The sequence below is a fragment of the Akkermansia massiliensis genome (assembly GCF_023516715.1).
Lineage (GTDB): Bacteria > Verrucomicrobiota > Verrucomicrobiia > Verrucomicrobiales > Akkermansiaceae > Akkermansia > Akkermansia massiliensis.
On record NZ_JAMGSI010000001.1, the window covers coordinates 411,358 to 427,932 of the forward strand.

Genomic DNA, 16,575 nt, shown 5'->3' on the forward strand with positions numbered 1-16,575 from the left:
TGTGACGTCTGTCTTAAAATTTCTTTCATTTGCTGTTGTTGCCATTGAAGTTAAAAAATGCAGGGAGCACCAGTTTTCCGTAAAAACAGCCGGAAAAAAGGCGGCATTTCCGTTACTGTGTGCTGAAACGTCTCTTCCGCCGCCTGGCCCGTGCTGTCTGAAGCCGCTCTTGCCTTGGAAGAAACGGCGCATGATGATTCAGGCAACGTTATGGACTCCGTCAAACTTATTGCGTCCGATATGGATGGAACGCTGCTCAATGGAAAGGGAGAACTGGACCCTGCGTTTTTCTCCCTCTTTAAAAAACTTGAACACCGGGGCATCCGCTTTGCGGCGGCCAGCGGGCGCCAGTATGACGGACTGCGCCGGACCTTTGCCCCCGTGGCGGACCGGATGCTGTTCATTGCCGAAAACGGCGCCTATGTGGCGTCTGGTTCCAGAGAATGGCTGGTGCTGGACATGGACCGTGAAACGGTGGCCGGGCTGATTGCCATGATCAGGCGCATTGAAGGGACGTGCATTGTCCTTGCGGGCCTGGACTCCGCATATATTGAAGATAAACAGCCGGAATTCGTCCGGGAGGCCCGCCGGTATTACACCCGCTGCAAGGAGGTGGATGACCTGCTGGACGTGCAGGGGGACAAGCTGCTGAAAATAGCCGTATATGACTTCAAGGGAGCGAAGGAAAACAGTTATCCCCGCCTGAAGCATTTGGAGCATGGCTTCCAGGTGGCCGTCTCCGGAGAAAAATGGATGGACATCAGCCGGAAGGGGGCCGATAAGGGCGCCGCCCTGGAGCTGATTCAGCGGAAACTGGGCATTTCTCCGGAGGAAACGATGGTCTTTGGGGACCAGATGAATGATGCGGAAATGATGCGGCAGGCCCGGTTCAGCTATGCCGTGGCGAACGCCGTGCCGGAAATCCGTGCCATGGCCGCGTTTGAGGCCCCGTCCAATCAGGAAAACGGAGTCATGCAGGTGCTCGGAAAGTTGCTGGAGGTCCATGCTCCGCAGGGTGGGGCCGGGGACTGCTGAGCCGTCCGGTCCATATTGCCGGGAGCAGGGAAACTGGTAAAACAAGGGCATGGGGCATCCTGGCGTGGCTGGCAGGCTTATGTTCCATGCCGGTGATGGCCGTGTTCGCCTGCGTGGGCGGCGTTTTGCCGGGAACTGGCTTTCTGCTGTTCAAGCTGGAGGATCCCCTTCTTGGGATTCTGGCGGGGTGTCTGGTTCTGATGGAAGCGGCTGGGGACTGGGTTCTCCATTTGATGGGAGCGTAAACCCGTTGTCCGCGGCAATGAAGGATGCTTCCTCCACGCCTTCCCGGCGAAGGGCTTCCCGGAAATCGTCCAGCGTTTCCTGGTAGCCGTCGTCCGCCAGTTGCCAGGTGCCGAAGTGGAAGGCCATGCCCTGCCTGGCGCGCAGCGTTTTAAAGGCCCGGACTGCGTCGCGCGGCGACAGATGGACGCCTGCCATGAGTTCTTCCGGAAGATAGGACCCGATGGAAAGAAGGGCCAGGTCCGGAGAGCCGAGGCGGTCCCGTATTTCCGCGAAAAAGCGTGTCCGGGCCGTATCTCCGGCAAAATAAATGCCCGGACCGTCCGCCGCGCGCAGGAAAAAGCCTCCCCACAGGGACCGGTTGGCGTCTCCGTGGAATGGACTGCGGCCGCTGTAATGCCGTGCGGGGGTGAAGGTGACGGTGGTTTCCCCATCCCCGGACGGCAGGGCGGCGGACTGCCACCAGTCCAGCTCGCGGATCTGCGCCTGTGCGCCGCAAGGGCGCAGAAGCAGGCGGCGCAGCCCCAGAGGAACAAGAAAGACGGGGTGGAAGCGTTCCTCCAGCCTTTTCAGGGTGGGCGCGTCAAAATGGTCGTAATGGTCGTGTGAAACCAGTACGGCGTCCACCTGCGGCAGATCCTCCCATGCGATACCCGCGGGCCGCTTCCGTTTGGGGCCCATCCATGCCACGGGGCTCACGCGGCCGGACCAGACGGGGTCCGTCAGCACGTTCAGGCCGTGCAGCCGGATCAGGATGGTGGCATGATTGACCATGACGGCCTCCCATTGCCCCCGTTCCACGGGAACATGAAAGGAGGGAATACGGGCGTTTTCCGCCACGGACGGATAGGGGCGCGGACGGCGCGTGAGCATCCATTTGACGATGCTCCAGTGGCTGCGGTGCGGTATCGGTTCCGGAGAGTGGAACCGTTGCGCCGCCCGTTTTTCTAAGGAAAATGTGCGGCAGAGCCGTGACTGGAGGAAGGAATGCAGGGACATGGGGAACGCGGTCCATCATAACGGTTCCGGTTCCGGGAGGAAACGGGCGCCCCCGTCAGCATGAAAGCCGCCGCCCTTTTTAGTTTTGCTTTTCCGGGGCGTATATGGTACATCCGTGCCAGACGTCATGAATCAGGAATTCTTTTCAGTGCTTGTGCAAGTGGTGGCAGCCCTGGGGCTGGCCGGCATTATCTTGTTGCTCAGTATCTTGATGGGCAAGCGCTCCTCCGTGCGCAAGCCTGCGGACATTCCCTACGAATGCGGGATGATTCCCATGGGGGAAGGCGCTCCCATGTTCTCCGTGAAATTCTACATGGTGGCCATGCTCTTCGTCATTTTTGACCTGGAAGTGGTATTCCTCTATCCCTGGGCCGTCAACTTCCGGGACTATGTGATGATGAATCCGGAATCCTTCACGGCCATGTGCATCTTCATCGGCATTCTGCTGGTGGCCTACCTGTACGCGCTGGGCAAGGGGGCCCTGAACTGGCACCACGATCCCCGCTGACCCTTCCTTATTCCATTTCATCAAACGCCGTGCTCCGTCGGGAACGCGGCGTTTTTCATGGGGAAGAGAGGGGACAACCCTGGGAAATCCTATGGCGGGGAAAAATCCCCTTAAGGCTTATTCCTTGCCTCTATGTCTCTTTTGCGGATAAATTCTTATTGTATGAAAGATGATTTCTCTTGCCAGGGAAAGGGAATGGGGATAGCGTCTGCGTGACCAGGAAATCCAGCATGAATCTGCCTCTTCCCAAAACGACGCAGGGAGTCTACCGCCTGTCGGTCAGCACCTTCTATTTTCTCCAGGGCCTGGTATTCGCCAGTTGGGCGTGCCGTATTCCGGACATCAAGAATGCGCTGGGACTGAATGACGCCGACCTTGGCTCCGTGCTCTTTGCCGTTCCGGTGGGGCAAATGTCCGCCATGGCGCTGTCCGGCTATCTGGTGGGCCGTTGCGGCAGCCGGAGGATACTGATAGCGGCTTCCATCTTTTATCCCGCCGTGCTTGTGTATCTGGGCATGGCGTCCTCCTTCTGGGAACTGGCGGCGGGGCTGTTTTTCTTCGGGGTGGCCGCTAATTTGACGAATATCTCCGTCAACACGCAGGGCGTGGGAGTGGAGCGGCTGTACCAGTGCAGCATCATGGCCCGGTTCCATGGCTTGTGGAGCCTGGCGGGATTCTTCGGCGCCCTGCTGGGGGCGGTGATGGTGGACTGGAAGGTATCCACGGAAATGCACTTCATCGCCATTTTCCTGATGTGCATGGTCATTCTGGCCGTCTTTTCCCCCTCCCTCCTGCCGCGGGATGCACGCCGCTCCTCCACCCAGGGCGGAGGCATGTTCCGGAGCATGGATGCCTATGTCTTGGTGATCGGACTGATCGCCTTCGGAAGCATGGTGAGCGAGGGAACCATGTTTGACTGGAGCGGCGTGTACTTTGAAAGCGTGGTGCAGCCCGGTCCCGGACTGGTGCAGATGGGCTACGTGGCGTTCATGAGCACCATGGCCCTGGGACGCTTTACGGCGGACCGCATGGTGATGCGCTTCGGCCCCGTGCGCGTGCTGCGCGCCAGCGGCATTCTCATTGCCTCCGGGCTGCTGGTCTCCGTCCTGTTCCCCATGCTGTGGTCCGCCACGCTGGGCTTCCTGCTGGTGGGCTTCGGAACCTCCTCCATCGTTCCCCTTTGCTACAGCATGGCCGGAAAATCCAAAAAAATGATACCAAGCGTAGCCCTGGCCTCCGTCTCCACCATCGGCTTTCTGGGCTTCCTGCTGGGGCCTCCGGTCATCGGCCACATTGCCCATGCTTTCTCCCTCCGGTGGTCCTTCTCCCTCATTGCCCTGGTGGGGCTGGGCACGGCGTTCATCGCCCCCTTCCTGAAAAAGTTCAGGTAAACTTCCGGAAAAGGGAATGAGCGCGGGCATGCGGGTACGTCATTAAGAGCAACCTATGCAGCCCTTATTATCTATTCCAAAGTTATCTACAGGCAATTCTTCTATTTCTATGATGTTGTTTATGAGAATATCGCATTCCGGCAATTTTTTGATTTCCACTTCATATAGATTGTTGCTGCCGAGGTGGGCATAGACTACATAGATTTTACGGGGATCGGGTGAATAGTCTGGATTATCCGGGTAAAGAGACTGGATAGCTTGATAAATATCAGTTGGTGTGAGGGTTCCGCAATTGGCGTGATGAACATGGGCGCATGCTTGAGCGTGTATGTCTGTCGATGTGTAGATGACCGAAACGCACGATCTCAGGCCGACGGAGGACAATACTGCCGGATTGGCGTCAAATGTTAACAAGCCTTTATAATTGGTAATCAGCGGTTTGGTTTTTACTCTCCGCCTTCTGGGAATAAATGGAGCCGGGCCCTGATAGCGGCCGGGAGACAGTTGTGACCGTATTGTTGGGGGTGTGGTATGAAATTTCCGATATTAACGGGTTCTATTTTTTCTTGGGTATGGTATTCATGATTATTTTTTTGTGTTGATAATAAGGATTTTAAATTAATTTTTAAGCAGGATTTTTTGAATATTCTCTTTGCCGGGTGCACGAATTGACTTCCAAATGTACGGACAGGGCAGGCGAGTGCGAAGGGCGGCCGCCGGCTTTTCTGTTGGGAGCCGTCAGCCGGGTACTTCTTGTCATTACTGCGGAGTAATTCATCCAATCGCCTTACCTGATGGTGACAAGCGTAGATAATGATGAATAAGGCACTGGATTGTTGTTTTACATGGCGGCCAAATACCCGTGCATGATGTAGTTGGCATGGCGGAAATACCTTGTCAAATAGGGGCGAAAGCGGCTTGAAAGGGTCCAATTTTTCATCATAAACAAAAACCCCCCTTCAAGTTGTTTACTTAAGGAGGGGCATAAATGGTGCGCCTGGCAGGACTCGAACCTGTACGCCTTTCGGCACCAGATCCTAAGTCTGGCGCGTCTACCAATTTCGCCACAGGCGCGACGAATGCGTGGGCGCACTCTGCCATACCGCGCCCTGGCGTTCAAGATTAAACGGGGGAGCTTTGTCTTTGACATGCCCCAGGGCAGCCCGTATGGTGGCGGCCTATGAAAATGTTAATTACCCTGTTGAGTGTCTGTCTTCTGGCCGCGTCCCCCCATTCACGGGCGGATGTCAGGCTGCCCAAAAGCACTTTCACCACGGACCGAATGGAAGAGGCTCTGAAAACAGCGAAAGAGCAAAAGAAGCCCGTGGCCTATCTTTATACGAACACGGCCACGACCTGCCCGCTGGCCGCCGGCGTGACGGAGGGATTTCTTGAAGCCGTGGGAAAACGGTGCGTGCTGGTTTATCTCCCGGTGAAGGGAGGCAAGTCCACGGTGGCCGCTCCCGTGAAGGAGGCCCTGGAAAAGGGCAAGTTTTATCCCAAGCTGGTGCTGACTGCCAGCGACGGCTCCGGGGCGCAGTGCTTTACGTATGAGGCCTACCAGGCGGATTCCAAAAAAGCGGCGCGCGAGATCAAGAGGCAGATTATTGCCCTGGCTAAAAAGCAGTCCTGAACCGGAGGACGGAACATTCCGGGCGTTCCGCAGGGCAGTTCAGCCCATGATTTGCGCCGGAAAGGGGAATATTTTCACAAACAGGAAATCCAGCATTCCCACGCACAGGGCGATGCAGATGGCCTTTTTGGGCGACAGGCGGGGAGCCGTCTTCAGCCAGATGACGATTCCCGCGTGGACCGCCAGGGAGATGCCCACGGACCACCAGAAGAACGGAATGCCCGTCATGGCAAAGAGCGCCGCCAGCGGATAGGTGAACGCCAGGAAGATTTTCATGATGGCTTCCCATTCATGTCCGCGCACCATCATCAGTTGCTTGGATAGAAGGGAGACGTACAGGCAGGAGGGGACCACGACGCACAGGATGAGGGAGACGAACCCTTTTTTTGCATACCGTTCTTCCTGCGTGGGAATGTACATGCCGCATATACTGGGTCAGCAGGGGGGAATTGTCAAACATTGTCCTAGCCCGGCGGGGCGGGGGGATTATACTGGCTTCCTCGCGTATGTCGTCTTTTGAATTAAATTCCTCCTTCAAGCCCTCCGGGGACCAGGAGCAGGCCATCGGCAAGCTGCTCAAGTCTCTGGAGGCGGGCAACAAGCACCAGGGCCTGCTGGGGGTGACCGGGAGCGGCAAGACGTTCACGATGGCGAATCTGATCGCCCGGATGAACAGGCCCACGCTGGTGATTTCCCACAACAAGACGCTCGCCGCGCAGCTTCACTCGGAGCTGAAAAGCTTTTTCCCGAATAACGCGGTGGATTACTACGTTTCCTATTTCGACTATTACCAGCCGGAGGCGTACATCGCCAGTTCCGACACTTATATCGAGAAGGATTCCGCCATCAATGACGAGCTGGACCGCCTGAGCCTGAACGCCATGAATTCCCTGATGACGCGCCGGGACGTGATTGTGGTGGCGTCCGTCTCCTGCATTTACGGCCTGTCCACCCCGGAAGATTACCGTAACCTGACCCTGCGCATTCGTGAGGGAGACATCATGGACCGGGACGTGTTCCTCCGGCAGCTGGTGGAACGCCTGTTTGAGCGGCAGGATTTTGATTTTACCCGCGGCACGTTCCGCGTGCGCGGGGAGGTGGTGGAGGTGTTTCCCGCCTATTCGGAAGGGGAGGCGATCCGCGTGGAGTTTTTCGGAGACGAGGTGGAACGGGTTTCCCTGATTGATTCCACCTCCGGCCGCGTGCGGGAACGGCTGGGGAGTTACACCTTTTTCCCGGCCAAGCAGTACGTGGCCGCTCCGGAAAAACGGGCCGCGGCGCTTAAGGCCATCCGGGCGGAGCTGGAGGACCGCGTGGGATGGTTTGAGAAGCATGGGCGTCTTTTGGAAGCGCAGCGCCTGAAACTGCGTACGGATTACGATCTGGAGCTGATTGAAGAACTGGGCTTCTGCAAGGGGATTGAGAATTATTCCCGCCATCTTTCCGGCCGCCTGCCGGGCAGTTCCCCCTCCACGCTGCTGGATTTCTTCCCCAAGGATTCCCTGACCCTGATTGATGAAAGCCATGTGGCCGTGCCCCAGCTGGGCGGCATGTACGAGGGGGACCGCAGCCGCAAGAATATTCTGGTGGAGCATGGCTTCCGCCTGCCCAGCGCGCTGGACAACAGGCCGTTGAAATTCCATGAGTTCATGGAGAGGCAGAACCAGATCGTGTACGCCTCCGCTACGCCGGGGCCGTTTGAGCTGGTGAACTGCCGTGCGGACAACAAGACTTATATTCCCGTGCGCCGTGCCGCCAGGTCCGGGGAAAAGGCGCCGGAAGGCTTCAAGGGGATTCTGTTCACTTCCCCCAAGGATATCCGCGTCACTCCCAGCCCGTCTACGGAACCGGTGGAGAAGTTTGATCCCACGAAGCGTTCCACACCCCTGATTGTGGAGCAGATTATCCGTCCCACCGGCCTGCTGGAGCCGAAGATCACCATCCGTCCCCTGAAAGGGCAGATTGACGAGACGATTGCCCTGTGCAACGAGCGCGTTGCCAAGAATGAACGCGTGCTGGTCACGACGCTGACCAAGAAGACGGCGGAAGACCTGACGGAGTACCTGAAGGGGGTGGGGCTGAAGGTTTCCTACATTCATGCGGATGTGGACGCGATTGAGCGCGTGGAGATTCTGCGCGCCCTGCGTGCCCGGAGGATAGACGTTCTGGTGGGCATCAACCTGCTCAGGGAGGGGCTGGATTTGCCGGAAGTCTCCCTGGTGTGCATTCTGGATGCGGACAAGGAAGGTTTCCTGCGCAATGAAACGTCCCTGGTGCAGACGGCGGGCCGCGCCGCGCGCCATTTGAACGGGGAGTGCGTCCTGTTTGCGGATGTAATGACGGATTCCATCAAGCGGCTGATTGAGCTGACGGATTACCGCCGGGGCATTCAGGAGAAGTACAACCTGGAGCACGGCATTGTTCCCCAGACGGTGAGCCGGTCCGAACAGGGGCAGTTGAAACTGTATGCGGAAGAGGATGAAGAGTCCTTCCGCGTGACGGAGGACGAGGCCGGGTACGGGCTGGAAGAGCGCATTGCCAGGTTGGAGGCGGAAATGAAGGAGGCGGCCTCCCATCTGGAATTTGAACGCGCCGCCCTGATCCGGGATGAAATCAGGCAAATGCGCGAAGGCGGTAAAAAAGAGCAGGGCATTCCTTGAAGAATGCCTCTTTTCCCCTCCGGAACGGGAAAGCCCGGATGTTCCAGACCGGGACGGAGGCAATGACGCCATTTTTCCGGGATCATCGTGCCGATGATTGATTTTCAAGCGTTTTTCCCGGGAGAAATGTTCCGCGGCAATCGCTGCCAAAAACGGGGAACCCTTTTACGGAGAAGGCATGGGAGGTTGCCGCATTTCAAAAAACGAATTGCTAATCCGGGGTCAAGGCCTGTTTTTTATAACAAGGGACTTATGCTGAATAGCCATGTCCTTATTGAGAAACGTTCCCTTGTGGTGAAACCTTCCGGAATTGCATGACCGGCCTTTGGAGCGGCGCAAGCCTTTGCAGCCGTTGAAAAGCAGGTGTCTCGCTACGATTCCCTGACTTTCAGGGAAAAAAGTTTTCTGCCGTTCCTGTTGATGTCCGGATGCCGCAAGGCTTGCGGCGCTCCCTGTGGCATGGAGTCCATTCCGTGCTAATCCGTAACGGATTAGCAATCCGTTAGTTTATCCGTCCAGGCGCCGGAGCGGCACTGGGTTCATTGACTGTGACGGAATGATGTTTGGCGTATTCTTTTTCTTCGTGATTCTAGCTTCTCTGCTTGTTTTATGGCGCTGGCGTGCGGATGACTGCATGCTGCCGTGGAAGAAGGTGGTGGCTGCCTGCGGAATTTGCAGTGTCATTCTTTTCCCCCTGGGTCTCGTGTTCCGTGCGGATGGCCTGTGTTTCGGAACCTGGGAGGGCGCCGCATCCTCTATTGTCCAGTATGGAATTTTTTTAATGGCTTTATGCCTGTCCGTACAGGCGTTGAATGGCGTGGTATGGTATGGCGCGCGCCATGAAACGGAGTGGAGCCCCTGGGGGAAATGGGGCGTCATGGCCGTTATTTCCATCGCCGTGCTGGCGTGGTGGTGGCATGCGGGTTCACAGTGTTCCTTTGATTTCCAATATCGCCAGTATCCCCAGATCGTCAGCGGACAGTATAATTTGATGCATACGCTGGCCCACACCCTGCTGTGCAAGGGTGTTTTAAGCGTCTGGCCGGAATTTCAGGCCATCGTTCTGGTTCAACTGGGGCTGCTGTTGTCCGTTTGCTTCATGATCGTTTCCTGGGCGGCGCGTGAACGGATGCGGGCGCTGATCGTGCTGGGAGCCGTCTTGCTGTGCCTGTTCCAGTTTGAGATGGTGACGACGGTGATCAAGGACGTTCCCTATTCCATTTTCCTGATGGCGCTTACGGTGGGATTATGCTCCTGGTTATTGGAAAAACGCACCTCCGCCCTGTGGCTGATCGGTCTTGGGCTGGCCGGAACCGGGAGCCTGCGCTATGACGGAGCCGTTCCGTTTTTTCTTACTGTCGCGGCCCTGTCCGTCCATATGTTCCATCACCGTGAGGAATTCCGCCGCCTGGCGATTCCCGTGATAGGGGGAATTTGCTGCTGGCTGTTCGCTTTTCTCGTCCTTCCCTTTCTGATGGATGCGGAAAGCGGCGCGTCCGGCACCAAGTATGCCAAGATGGCTCATGTGGTCTGTGATATTGTTGCAGAGGGCGGGAAGGTGAGTGACGGAGACATGGAGCTGATTGAACGGGAAATCATGCCTAGGGACGTCATCATGAGGCAGTACCGCCTTTATGAAGATTCCCTGCATCCCGCAGTGTCAGCCGGGTACGGGCAGAAGTATCTCCACACGGGCCTGTTTGAGTCCTGGGAGACGGGAATGAAGTATGGGTTTGCGTGGACCTTGTCCGGCAAAGGGGAACTTGTCAGGAATCTGTTTTTCTCCGTTTCTGCGGACAATCCCCTGCTGGCGGGGAAGATTCTTCTTCTGAACAGCCAGATGGTTTGGAACCTGCCTGCGGGCAATGTCAGGGATATGCCGCAGCTTTCCCTGTTTTACGGCTGCGTGCTCAGCTTCCTCGTTTACGGAATGATGAAGAAAAAGGCGTATCTGATCCCTTTTGTGCCATTTTACGGAGTGGTTCTGGCCATTGGCGCGGCGGCGACTACGTATGAAGTCCGCTATATGCTGCCTCTGGAATTGCTGTTCCCCGTCCTGCTGCTTTATTCCATCTCCTGCGCCAAAAGAGCGGATGTCCCGAAGGAGGGAGAGAAAAAGGAAGGCCGCCTTTCCTCCGGAATTTGAGCGTGCCGCACTGGTCCGGGAGGGGGACCGGGCAGGTGGGGAAGCGTGCCATTTTAACCGGAAAAATGTTTCGGGGTCATTTTCCACTTGCCAAGAGCGGATTGGCGCCTATACTCCTTCCACCATGACCCGCAAAGGTGGTATCAATAAAACTCGCAAGGCAGTCGCCAAGCGTTTCAAGGTTACCGGCACGGGCAAGGTACTGCGCCGTAAACAGGGTAAGCGCCACATCCTCCAGAAGAAATCCAGCAAGCGCAAGCGTCAGCTTGGCAAGGTGGCTCTGGTGGACGAAACGCAAGTCTGGGCAGTCAAGCAGAACCTGCCTTTCGCCTAAACCGCGGAAACGCTCGACCAACGCCGAGCTTTCCCCCCGCTGAACGGGGGGCCTTCATGCAGCCTTCTTCCAATGAGAAGATAAGAACAGGCGAGACTGCAGGGAGGTGAGGAAGAACAGTCTGTTCAAGATAGAAATAGAAATAAGCTATGCCACGTGCCACTAATGGACCGGCCTCTCGCAAGCGCCGTAAGCGCATTCTCTTGCGTGCCAAGGGTTTCCGCGGTTTCCGCAGCAAACTCTTCCGCTACGCCAAGGATGCTGTTTACAAGGCTTGGCAGTATGAATACCGCGACCGCAAGAGACGCAAGGGACAATTCCGCCGTCTCTGGATCGCCCGTATTTCCGCTGCCGTCCGCGACCGCGGTCTGACCTATTCCCGCTTTATGGAAGGCCTGAAAGCCGCCAACGTTGATCTGGACCGCAAGGTTCTTGCCGACCTGGCCGTCTCCGACGAAAAGGCTTTTGACGCCATCTTCGCCCAAGCGAAGAAAGCCATTGAAGCCAAGGATGGTGCCGCTCTCCGCGCCTAAGACGCAGCAGAGTCCATCTGTTCAGTAAACATTAACAAACAGCCCCGGAGGTTAGCCTTCCGGGGCTGTTTTGCGTCTTCATGTCCGGGTGCGGAAAAAAACGTGAAATCCCGCCAGGGGAGGATTCGTTTATTCGGATTCGGCCGTTGCCTCCTTTTCCTTTTCCGCGCTGGCCAGCTCCTCCACCTTCCGCACCAGTCCATCCATGCTGCCGGAAGCGATTTTGTTCCCGTTGGCGTCCACCAGCACCAGGGAGGGGATGGGACCGGGATAATTCTTGCGGATCAGAGGGCTTTCCTTGGAAAGGTTGTCCAGGTAGCCGAACAGGAAGACCGGCCACGGCATCTTATTGGAAACGGCCCATTTCTGGGCGCCTTCCAGCGCATGGTCCATGCTGCACAGGACTACTTCCAGATCCTTGCGGGGAGCGATTTTATCCCGGTACACCTCCAGGTTGCGCGGAAGGGAGGCCCTGCACGGGCCGCACCAGCTCGCGGAATAATACAGGATAAAATACCTGGCGTTCCATTTGCCGTCCATTTTGACGAACTTGCCGTCCTTTTCCCGGTAGGTCAGCCCTTTCAGCTGTTTGCCCAGGACTCCTTTCGGGATGACCATTTTAGCCAGCTCTGCATCCGTCTTGCCGACCAGCTCCTTGTGGAAGTCAATCCAGTCCAGGTCCTCCCTGGAAAGTTTTTTGAGGGGAAAGGGGATTTTCTTTTTCGTGAAGACGTTCTGCATGATCGCGTTGACGCTGTTCAAGCCGGCCAGCCTAGCCTGGAAGGTGGCGCCCGTTTCCTTGTTCGTCCAGGTCCGGGTCATGGAGGGGATGTCCGCTTCTTCCTGAGGCGCGGCGTGAAGAAAGGGCGTACAGGCTATCAATGCGGCTGCCGGAATGCCCGTCATGAGAAACTTGGAGACAATCATCTTTCGTTGTTATGGTGTTTTCTGCCGCATGTCCAGAATTTAAATGTTCCCTCTGTCATTAGGACATCCTTGAAGCTTGTCCGCCGGGAGGCGTCATGATAACCTGACCCACAAAGCACTACCATGGATAGCATTCTTTCCGTTCTTACCACCATTGCCATTATCTTCGGTGTGGTGATGTTGTTTAACTTCATGATTTTCATTCATGAACTGGGTCACTTTTTCGCCGCCCGCTGGCGCGGCCTGTACGTGGACAGGTTCCAAATCTGGTTTGGACGCCCCATCTGGAAAAAGACCGTCAACGGCGTGCAATGGGGGGTGGGCTGGATTCCGGCCGGCGGCTTCGTTTCCCTGCCGCAGATGGCTCCGATGGAGGCTATTGAAGGGAGAGCAGAGCTTCCCAAGGATTTGAAGCCCGTTACCCCCTTGGACAAGATCATCGTGGCCGCCGCCGGCCCCATCGCCTCTTTCCTGCTGGCCGTGTTTTTTGCCGTGGCCGTCTGGATGGTGGGCAAGCCTGATGTGGAGATGGGGGTGACTACGGTCGGCTTTGTTGCTCCGGACAGCCCTGCGGCCCAGTCCGGCATTCTGCCCGGCGACAGGATTGTGAAGGTGGACGGCCGCCCGGTGGACAAGTGGGCGGGCAATATGGAAGGCGTCCGGGAACTGATTATGCTGGGTGAGCATGACCAGGTAGTTTTTACGGTGCAGAGGCCTGGGCATGAAGGAGAGATGGAAATTTCCTGCGGGTTCCGGATTCCGGAAACGTCCTGGTGGCAGCGCTCCGGCATGCGCCAGGTAGGGCTGATGCAGGCGATGCCCTGCGTCATCGGGGAAGTGCTTCCCAATTCTCCTGCCGACCAGGCCGGATTGAAGCCGGGCGACGTGGTGACGGCTGCCAACGGGGAACGCATCTGGAGCCCTGCGGCGCTGGATGGGCTGTTGAAGAAGAATGAACCGCTTCTGCTGGACGTGACGGGCAAGGATGGCGCCGCGAGGCAGGTGAACATCCAGGGCAGGCTTCCGGAGAACTGGCACAACGGCGCGAACGGCTCCCTGCTCAAGGGCGCCCAGCCCATTCTGGGCGTAACCTGGGACCTCAGCTCCGTGGGCCGTGACGTAACTGTGCATCCTACTCCGTGGGCGCAGATCAAGCAGAGTTTGAAATGGATGGGAGATACCCTGGCGAAGGTGGTGGCCCCCGGCAGCAGCGTGGGCGTGGAGCACCTCTCCGGCCCCGTGGGAATTGCCAACCAGTTTTACAAGATGTTCTCCCTGGAGGAAGGCTGGAAGCTGGCCCTGTGGTTCTCCGTGGTGCTGAACGTGAACTTGGCTATCCTGAACATCCTGCCTCTTCCTGTGGTGGACGGCGGCCACGTGGTGATGAACTCCATTGAGCTGGTTTTCCGCCGCCCCCTGAACGTGAAAGTGCTGGAATTCGTGCAGTTCGGCTTCGTCTTCCTGCTGATGGGCTTCTTCCTGTTCGTGACATTCAAGGACGTGGGGGATTTCTTTGGCAAGAAGCCGGACAAGCTGCCCACCCCGGTATTCAAGGCCGTGACGGATTAAACGCGGGCGGCGACCCTTGATACGGCTTGATTCCATGAAGCAGTCACTGGCGGCGCGTTTCCTGTTCCGGGCGGTGGTGCTGGCGCTTCTCGTGTACGCCATGCTGCTCACCTGGTGGACCCCCTTCACCGGGGACAGCTTCATGCATTCCGTATTCGGGGCTGGCCACCGTCTTGCCTTCCAGCCCGTGCTGGAACGGTGCTGGTGGTCGTACATGAACTGGAATCCCCGCCTGGGGGAATTCCTGGCTGTCTTTACGGCCACGGCGGGGAAGTGGCTTTTCCTGGCCGTCAATCCCTTCGTGATTCTTTCCCTGGCCCTGATGATGTTTTACCTGGCGCGGGGAAGGAGGGTGAATTCCGGGCACTGGCGGGATGTTCTGCTGTTTTCTGTGGGCGCCCTTCTTCTGCTCACGTCTTCATCCAGGCCGGGCATCACGATGTTCTGGCTGTCCGGAGGGACAAACTATGCGTGGTCAGCCGCCGTCTGGCTGGGCTTCCTGTGCCTGTACCGCGGCTTATGGGCCGGGACCTCCCGGATTAAGGACAGGCCCTTTTCCTGGCTTTGGATAGGCGTGGCGGCTTTTGCCGCCGGGATGACCAACGAGAACCAGATTCCCGCTTCCCTGGGCATGCTGTTCCTGTACTGGCTGTATGCGCGTTGGAAGAGCCTGGCTCTTCCCCGCTGGTTCTTCGTCGGCTGGGGTTTTCATGCCCTGGGTGGCGCCTGCCTTCTGCTGGCTCCGGGAAACGGCGTGCGTCTTCATTCGGAGACGGCGGGTGGCGCCGCCGTCCTTCACTCCTGGGCGGAGCGTTTCGGCGCCATTCCGGAACTGATGAATGCTTTTTACGAGTTCATGCCGCTTCCTAAAATCCTGCTGGCAGCCGTCGCCGTGGCCCTGACCCTGCTGACGTGGAGAAGAGGTTGGAAGACTTGGAAGGGGGCTTCTCTCCGCCGCATGTGCGTTTCCCTTCTGTTCATTCTGGTGGCCCATGCCATGGCAATCAGCTTTTTTGTGCGCGTGATTCCCGCTTGGCATGCCATGTTTTCCGCTACGGTGCTGATGATGACGGGCATCCTGGGACTGTACGGGGTATGGATGGACGCCGCGCAGAGGCGTTGGATTCCTTCCTGCGTGCTGCTTGCGGCGGCCGGGCTGGCCCTGTGGGTATGCTCCGGGTATCTGGATGCCTTCCCGCGCATCCACCGCCAGTGCGAGGAACGGAAAATGTTCATCCGCCATGAACTGGAAAAGGGAGAGAGAAACATTGCGGTCCCTCCTTATGAGCCCGTGCCTCTGGCTCCCTATGTTTCCGTGATGTGGCGCATGAGCAGCGGAGACCCGGATGAATTTATCAACCGTTCCATTGCCCGTTATCTGGGAATTGAAAGCATCCGGGTGGCTGTGCCTGAACATTGACCGTCTTTTTTGGCGAATAGCTGTTTTCCCGGCGCGGCCGTATTCCGGTGGAAACGGCGGCGCGGTAAAAGTCCGGCTGTTTTTATAAACCGCCCTCCGGCCATCTTTTCTTTACTCGAATGCCGGTGGAACAGGAATGCTCTTGCGGATCAATAATCCGATGATTGCATAAAATCTTTAATTAATATTAAATCTATTTATATTAAATACATTATATATATTTATATCTTGATATGAATCCCTCAATACATGGAAAACAAAAAAGATATATTATTTAATTTTTAGTGTTTTCCATTGACATCGGATTATTGATCCGGTTTACTTTGTGTCACCATGAAGAAGTCCTTGTTTTCTCTGGCTCTGATTTCAAGTTCCCTGCTGGCAGTGCAGGCGGCGACTGTGCAAATTGACTTCGGGCGCGATGACGCCGCGACAGACGGAGCCCTCAATATGAATTACGGCCATTCCTCCGCAGCCCTGGGCACGATGCCGGGCGACGTCACTTTGGGATGGAGCACGGCCGGATACCCTGTGGGGGATGACGGCCATACCACGACCAAGACGCCCGGCGAAGAAAACGGGTGGAAGAACGCTTTTGGCGGCAGCATGCCTTTCTCCCTGGGAGACAGCTTCCGGGACGGCCTTTTAACGCAGACGGCGACCGGTTCCGGTTCTTTTACCGTGACTTTCAGCGGTCTTGCCGCCGGGGAATATACCTTGTCCCTTTTCGGCGGTTTCACGGGTAAGGACGTCTTTGCCGGACAGACGTGGACGATCGGAGGCGCCGACGCTTCCAACGCGACCTGGACAAACTTTGGCACAAACGCCAGCGGTGATTGGAACGAGCTTTCCACGACGACGGGCGACAGTTCCGGCGTTCTGGCTCCCGGGAATGCCGCAGACGGCTCCAATCCTTCCGCCAACAAGGGCCTTTATTCCACGGTGGAGCACATCGTGGTGGGGGAAGACGGGACGCTTACTCTCACGATTCAGGGGGACGGTTCCAGCAATTTTGGCCGTACGGCCCTCAATTACCTTTCCCTGACCCAGGTTCCGGAACCTGCTACGGCTACTTTGAGCCTGCTGGGCCTGGCCGCTCTGTGCCTGCGCCGCCGCCGCGCCTGACCAGGAAGGTTCCAACCGTTTTTATTCAAAGCTGTTCCGCGTCCGCGCGGGA

Annotated in this window: 15 protein-coding genes and 1 tRNA gene; 11 read left to right on the plus strand and 5 right to left on the minus strand. The window is 57.1% G+C overall.

Annotated features, from left to right (window positions below; translation table 11 throughout):
- The first annotated feature begins 210 nt into the window (after positions 1-210).
- Positions 211-1,035 carry a Cof-type HAD-IIB family hydrolase gene (locus M8N44_RS01780; RefSeq protein ID WP_102722938.1) on the plus strand — a complete coding sequence of 275 codons (825 nt, stop codon included), beginning with the start codon at positions 211-213 and terminating at the stop codon, positions 1,033-1,035.
- 150 nt (positions 1,036-1,185) lie between these two features.
- Here the strand turns inward: M8N44_RS01780 and M8N44_RS01785 are convergent, their stop codons facing one another.
- Positions 1,186-2,277 (minus strand): MBL fold metallo-hydrolase, encoded by a 1,092-nt coding sequence (locus M8N44_RS01785; protein ID WP_102722936.1) that lies wholly within the window; start codon positions 2,275-2,277, stop codon positions 1,186-1,188.
- Between the two features lie 127 nt (positions 2,278-2,404).
- Here M8N44_RS01785 and M8N44_RS01790 point away from each other — a divergent pair, with 127 nt between their 5' ends.
- Positions 2,405-2,785, plus strand: a complete 381-nt coding sequence (locus tag M8N44_RS01790) for an NADH-quinone oxidoreductase subunit A (protein WP_022397226.1) — start codon at positions 2,405-2,407, stop codon at positions 2,783-2,785.
- 230 nt (positions 2,786-3,015) lie between these two features.
- Positions 3,016-4,176, plus strand: coding sequence for an MFS transporter (locus M8N44_RS01795; RefSeq protein ID WP_102722937.1), 1,161 nt, complete (start codon positions 3,016-3,018; stop codon positions 4,174-4,176).
- Positions 4,177-4,218: 42 nt separating this feature from the next.
- On the opposite strand, the gene M8N44_RS01800 is transcribed toward M8N44_RS01795, so the two are convergent.
- Both M8N44_RS01800 and M8N44_RS01805 read right to left on the minus strand, forming a co-directional pair.
- Entirely contained in the window at positions 4,219-4,590 is a 372-nt protein-coding gene (locus M8N44_RS01800; RefSeq protein WP_146021218.1) for a hypothetical protein, read from the minus strand.
- A gap of 575 nt (positions 4,591-5,165) precedes the next feature.
- Positions 5,166-5,250, minus strand: a tRNA-Leu gene (locus tag M8N44_RS01805).
- 106 nt (positions 5,251-5,356) lie between these two features.
- Between M8N44_RS01805 and M8N44_RS01810 the strand changes: the two genes are divergently transcribed.
- Entirely contained in the window at positions 5,357-5,809 is a 453-nt protein-coding gene (locus M8N44_RS01810; RefSeq protein WP_102726952.1) for a hypothetical protein, read from the plus strand.
- A 39-nt stretch (positions 5,810-5,848) separates the two neighbouring features.
- On the opposite strand, the gene M8N44_RS01815 is transcribed toward M8N44_RS01810, so the two are convergent.
- Positions 5,849-6,229: a magnesium transporter CorA family protein gene (locus M8N44_RS01815; protein WP_022396598.1), complete on the minus strand. Its 381-nt coding sequence runs from the start codon at positions 6,227-6,229 to the stop codon at positions 5,849-5,851.
- Between the two features lie 86 nt (positions 6,230-6,315).
- Here M8N44_RS01815 and M8N44_RS01820 point away from each other — a divergent pair, with 86 nt between their 5' ends.
- The 4 genes from M8N44_RS01820 (at position 6,316) to rplT (ending at position 11,482) form a co-directional block, all read left to right on the plus strand.
- Positions 6,316-8,469 carry an excinuclease ABC subunit UvrB gene (locus M8N44_RS01820; RefSeq protein WP_102729191.1) on the plus strand — a complete coding sequence of 718 codons (2,154 nt, stop codon included), beginning with the start codon at positions 6,316-6,318 and terminating at the stop codon, positions 8,467-8,469.
- A gap of 583 nt (positions 8,470-9,052) precedes the next feature.
- Positions 9,053-10,615 (plus strand): hypothetical protein, encoded by a 1,563-nt coding sequence (locus M8N44_RS01825; RefSeq protein ID WP_146021217.1) that lies wholly within the window; start codon positions 9,053-9,055, stop codon positions 10,613-10,615.
- Positions 10,616-10,739: 124 nt separating this feature from the next.
- Complete coding sequence (gene rpmI, locus M8N44_RS01830) at positions 10,740-10,949, plus strand: 50S ribosomal protein L35 (protein WP_012420592.1); 210 nt, start codon at positions 10,740-10,742, stop codon at positions 10,947-10,949.
- A gap of 149 nt (positions 10,950-11,098) precedes the next feature.
- Positions 11,099-11,482, plus strand: coding sequence for a 50S ribosomal protein L20 (gene rplT, locus M8N44_RS01835; RefSeq protein WP_022396602.1), 384 nt, complete (start codon positions 11,099-11,101; stop codon positions 11,480-11,482).
- 129 nt (positions 11,483-11,611) lie between these two features.
- Here rplT and M8N44_RS01840 read toward each other — a convergent pair whose 3' ends face one another.
- Positions 11,612-12,409, minus strand: coding sequence for a thioredoxin-like domain-containing protein (locus M8N44_RS01840; RefSeq protein WP_022396603.1), 798 nt, complete (start codon positions 12,407-12,409; stop codon positions 11,612-11,614).
- A 123-nt stretch (positions 12,410-12,532) separates the two neighbouring features.
- Between M8N44_RS01840 and rseP the strand changes: the two genes are divergently transcribed.
- The 3 genes from rseP (at position 12,533) to M8N44_RS01855 (ending at position 16,523) form a co-directional block, all read left to right on the plus strand.
- On the plus strand, positions 12,533-13,978 hold the full coding sequence (rseP, locus tag M8N44_RS01845; protein WP_102729189.1) for an RIP metalloprotease RseP: 1,446 nt from the start codon (positions 12,533-12,535) through the stop codon (positions 13,976-13,978).
- A 34-nt stretch (positions 13,979-14,012) separates the two neighbouring features.
- Positions 14,013-15,398 carry a DUF6056 family protein gene (locus M8N44_RS01850; RefSeq protein WP_146021216.1) on the plus strand — a complete coding sequence of 462 codons (1,386 nt, stop codon included), beginning with the start codon at positions 14,013-14,015 and terminating at the stop codon, positions 15,396-15,398.
- A gap of 333 nt (positions 15,399-15,731) precedes the next feature.
- Positions 15,732-16,523: a PEP-CTERM sorting domain-containing protein gene (locus M8N44_RS01855; protein ID WP_102728251.1), complete on the plus strand. Its 792-nt coding sequence runs from the start codon at positions 15,732-15,734 to the stop codon at positions 16,521-16,523.
- Positions 16,524-16,575 lie beyond the last annotated feature (52 nt).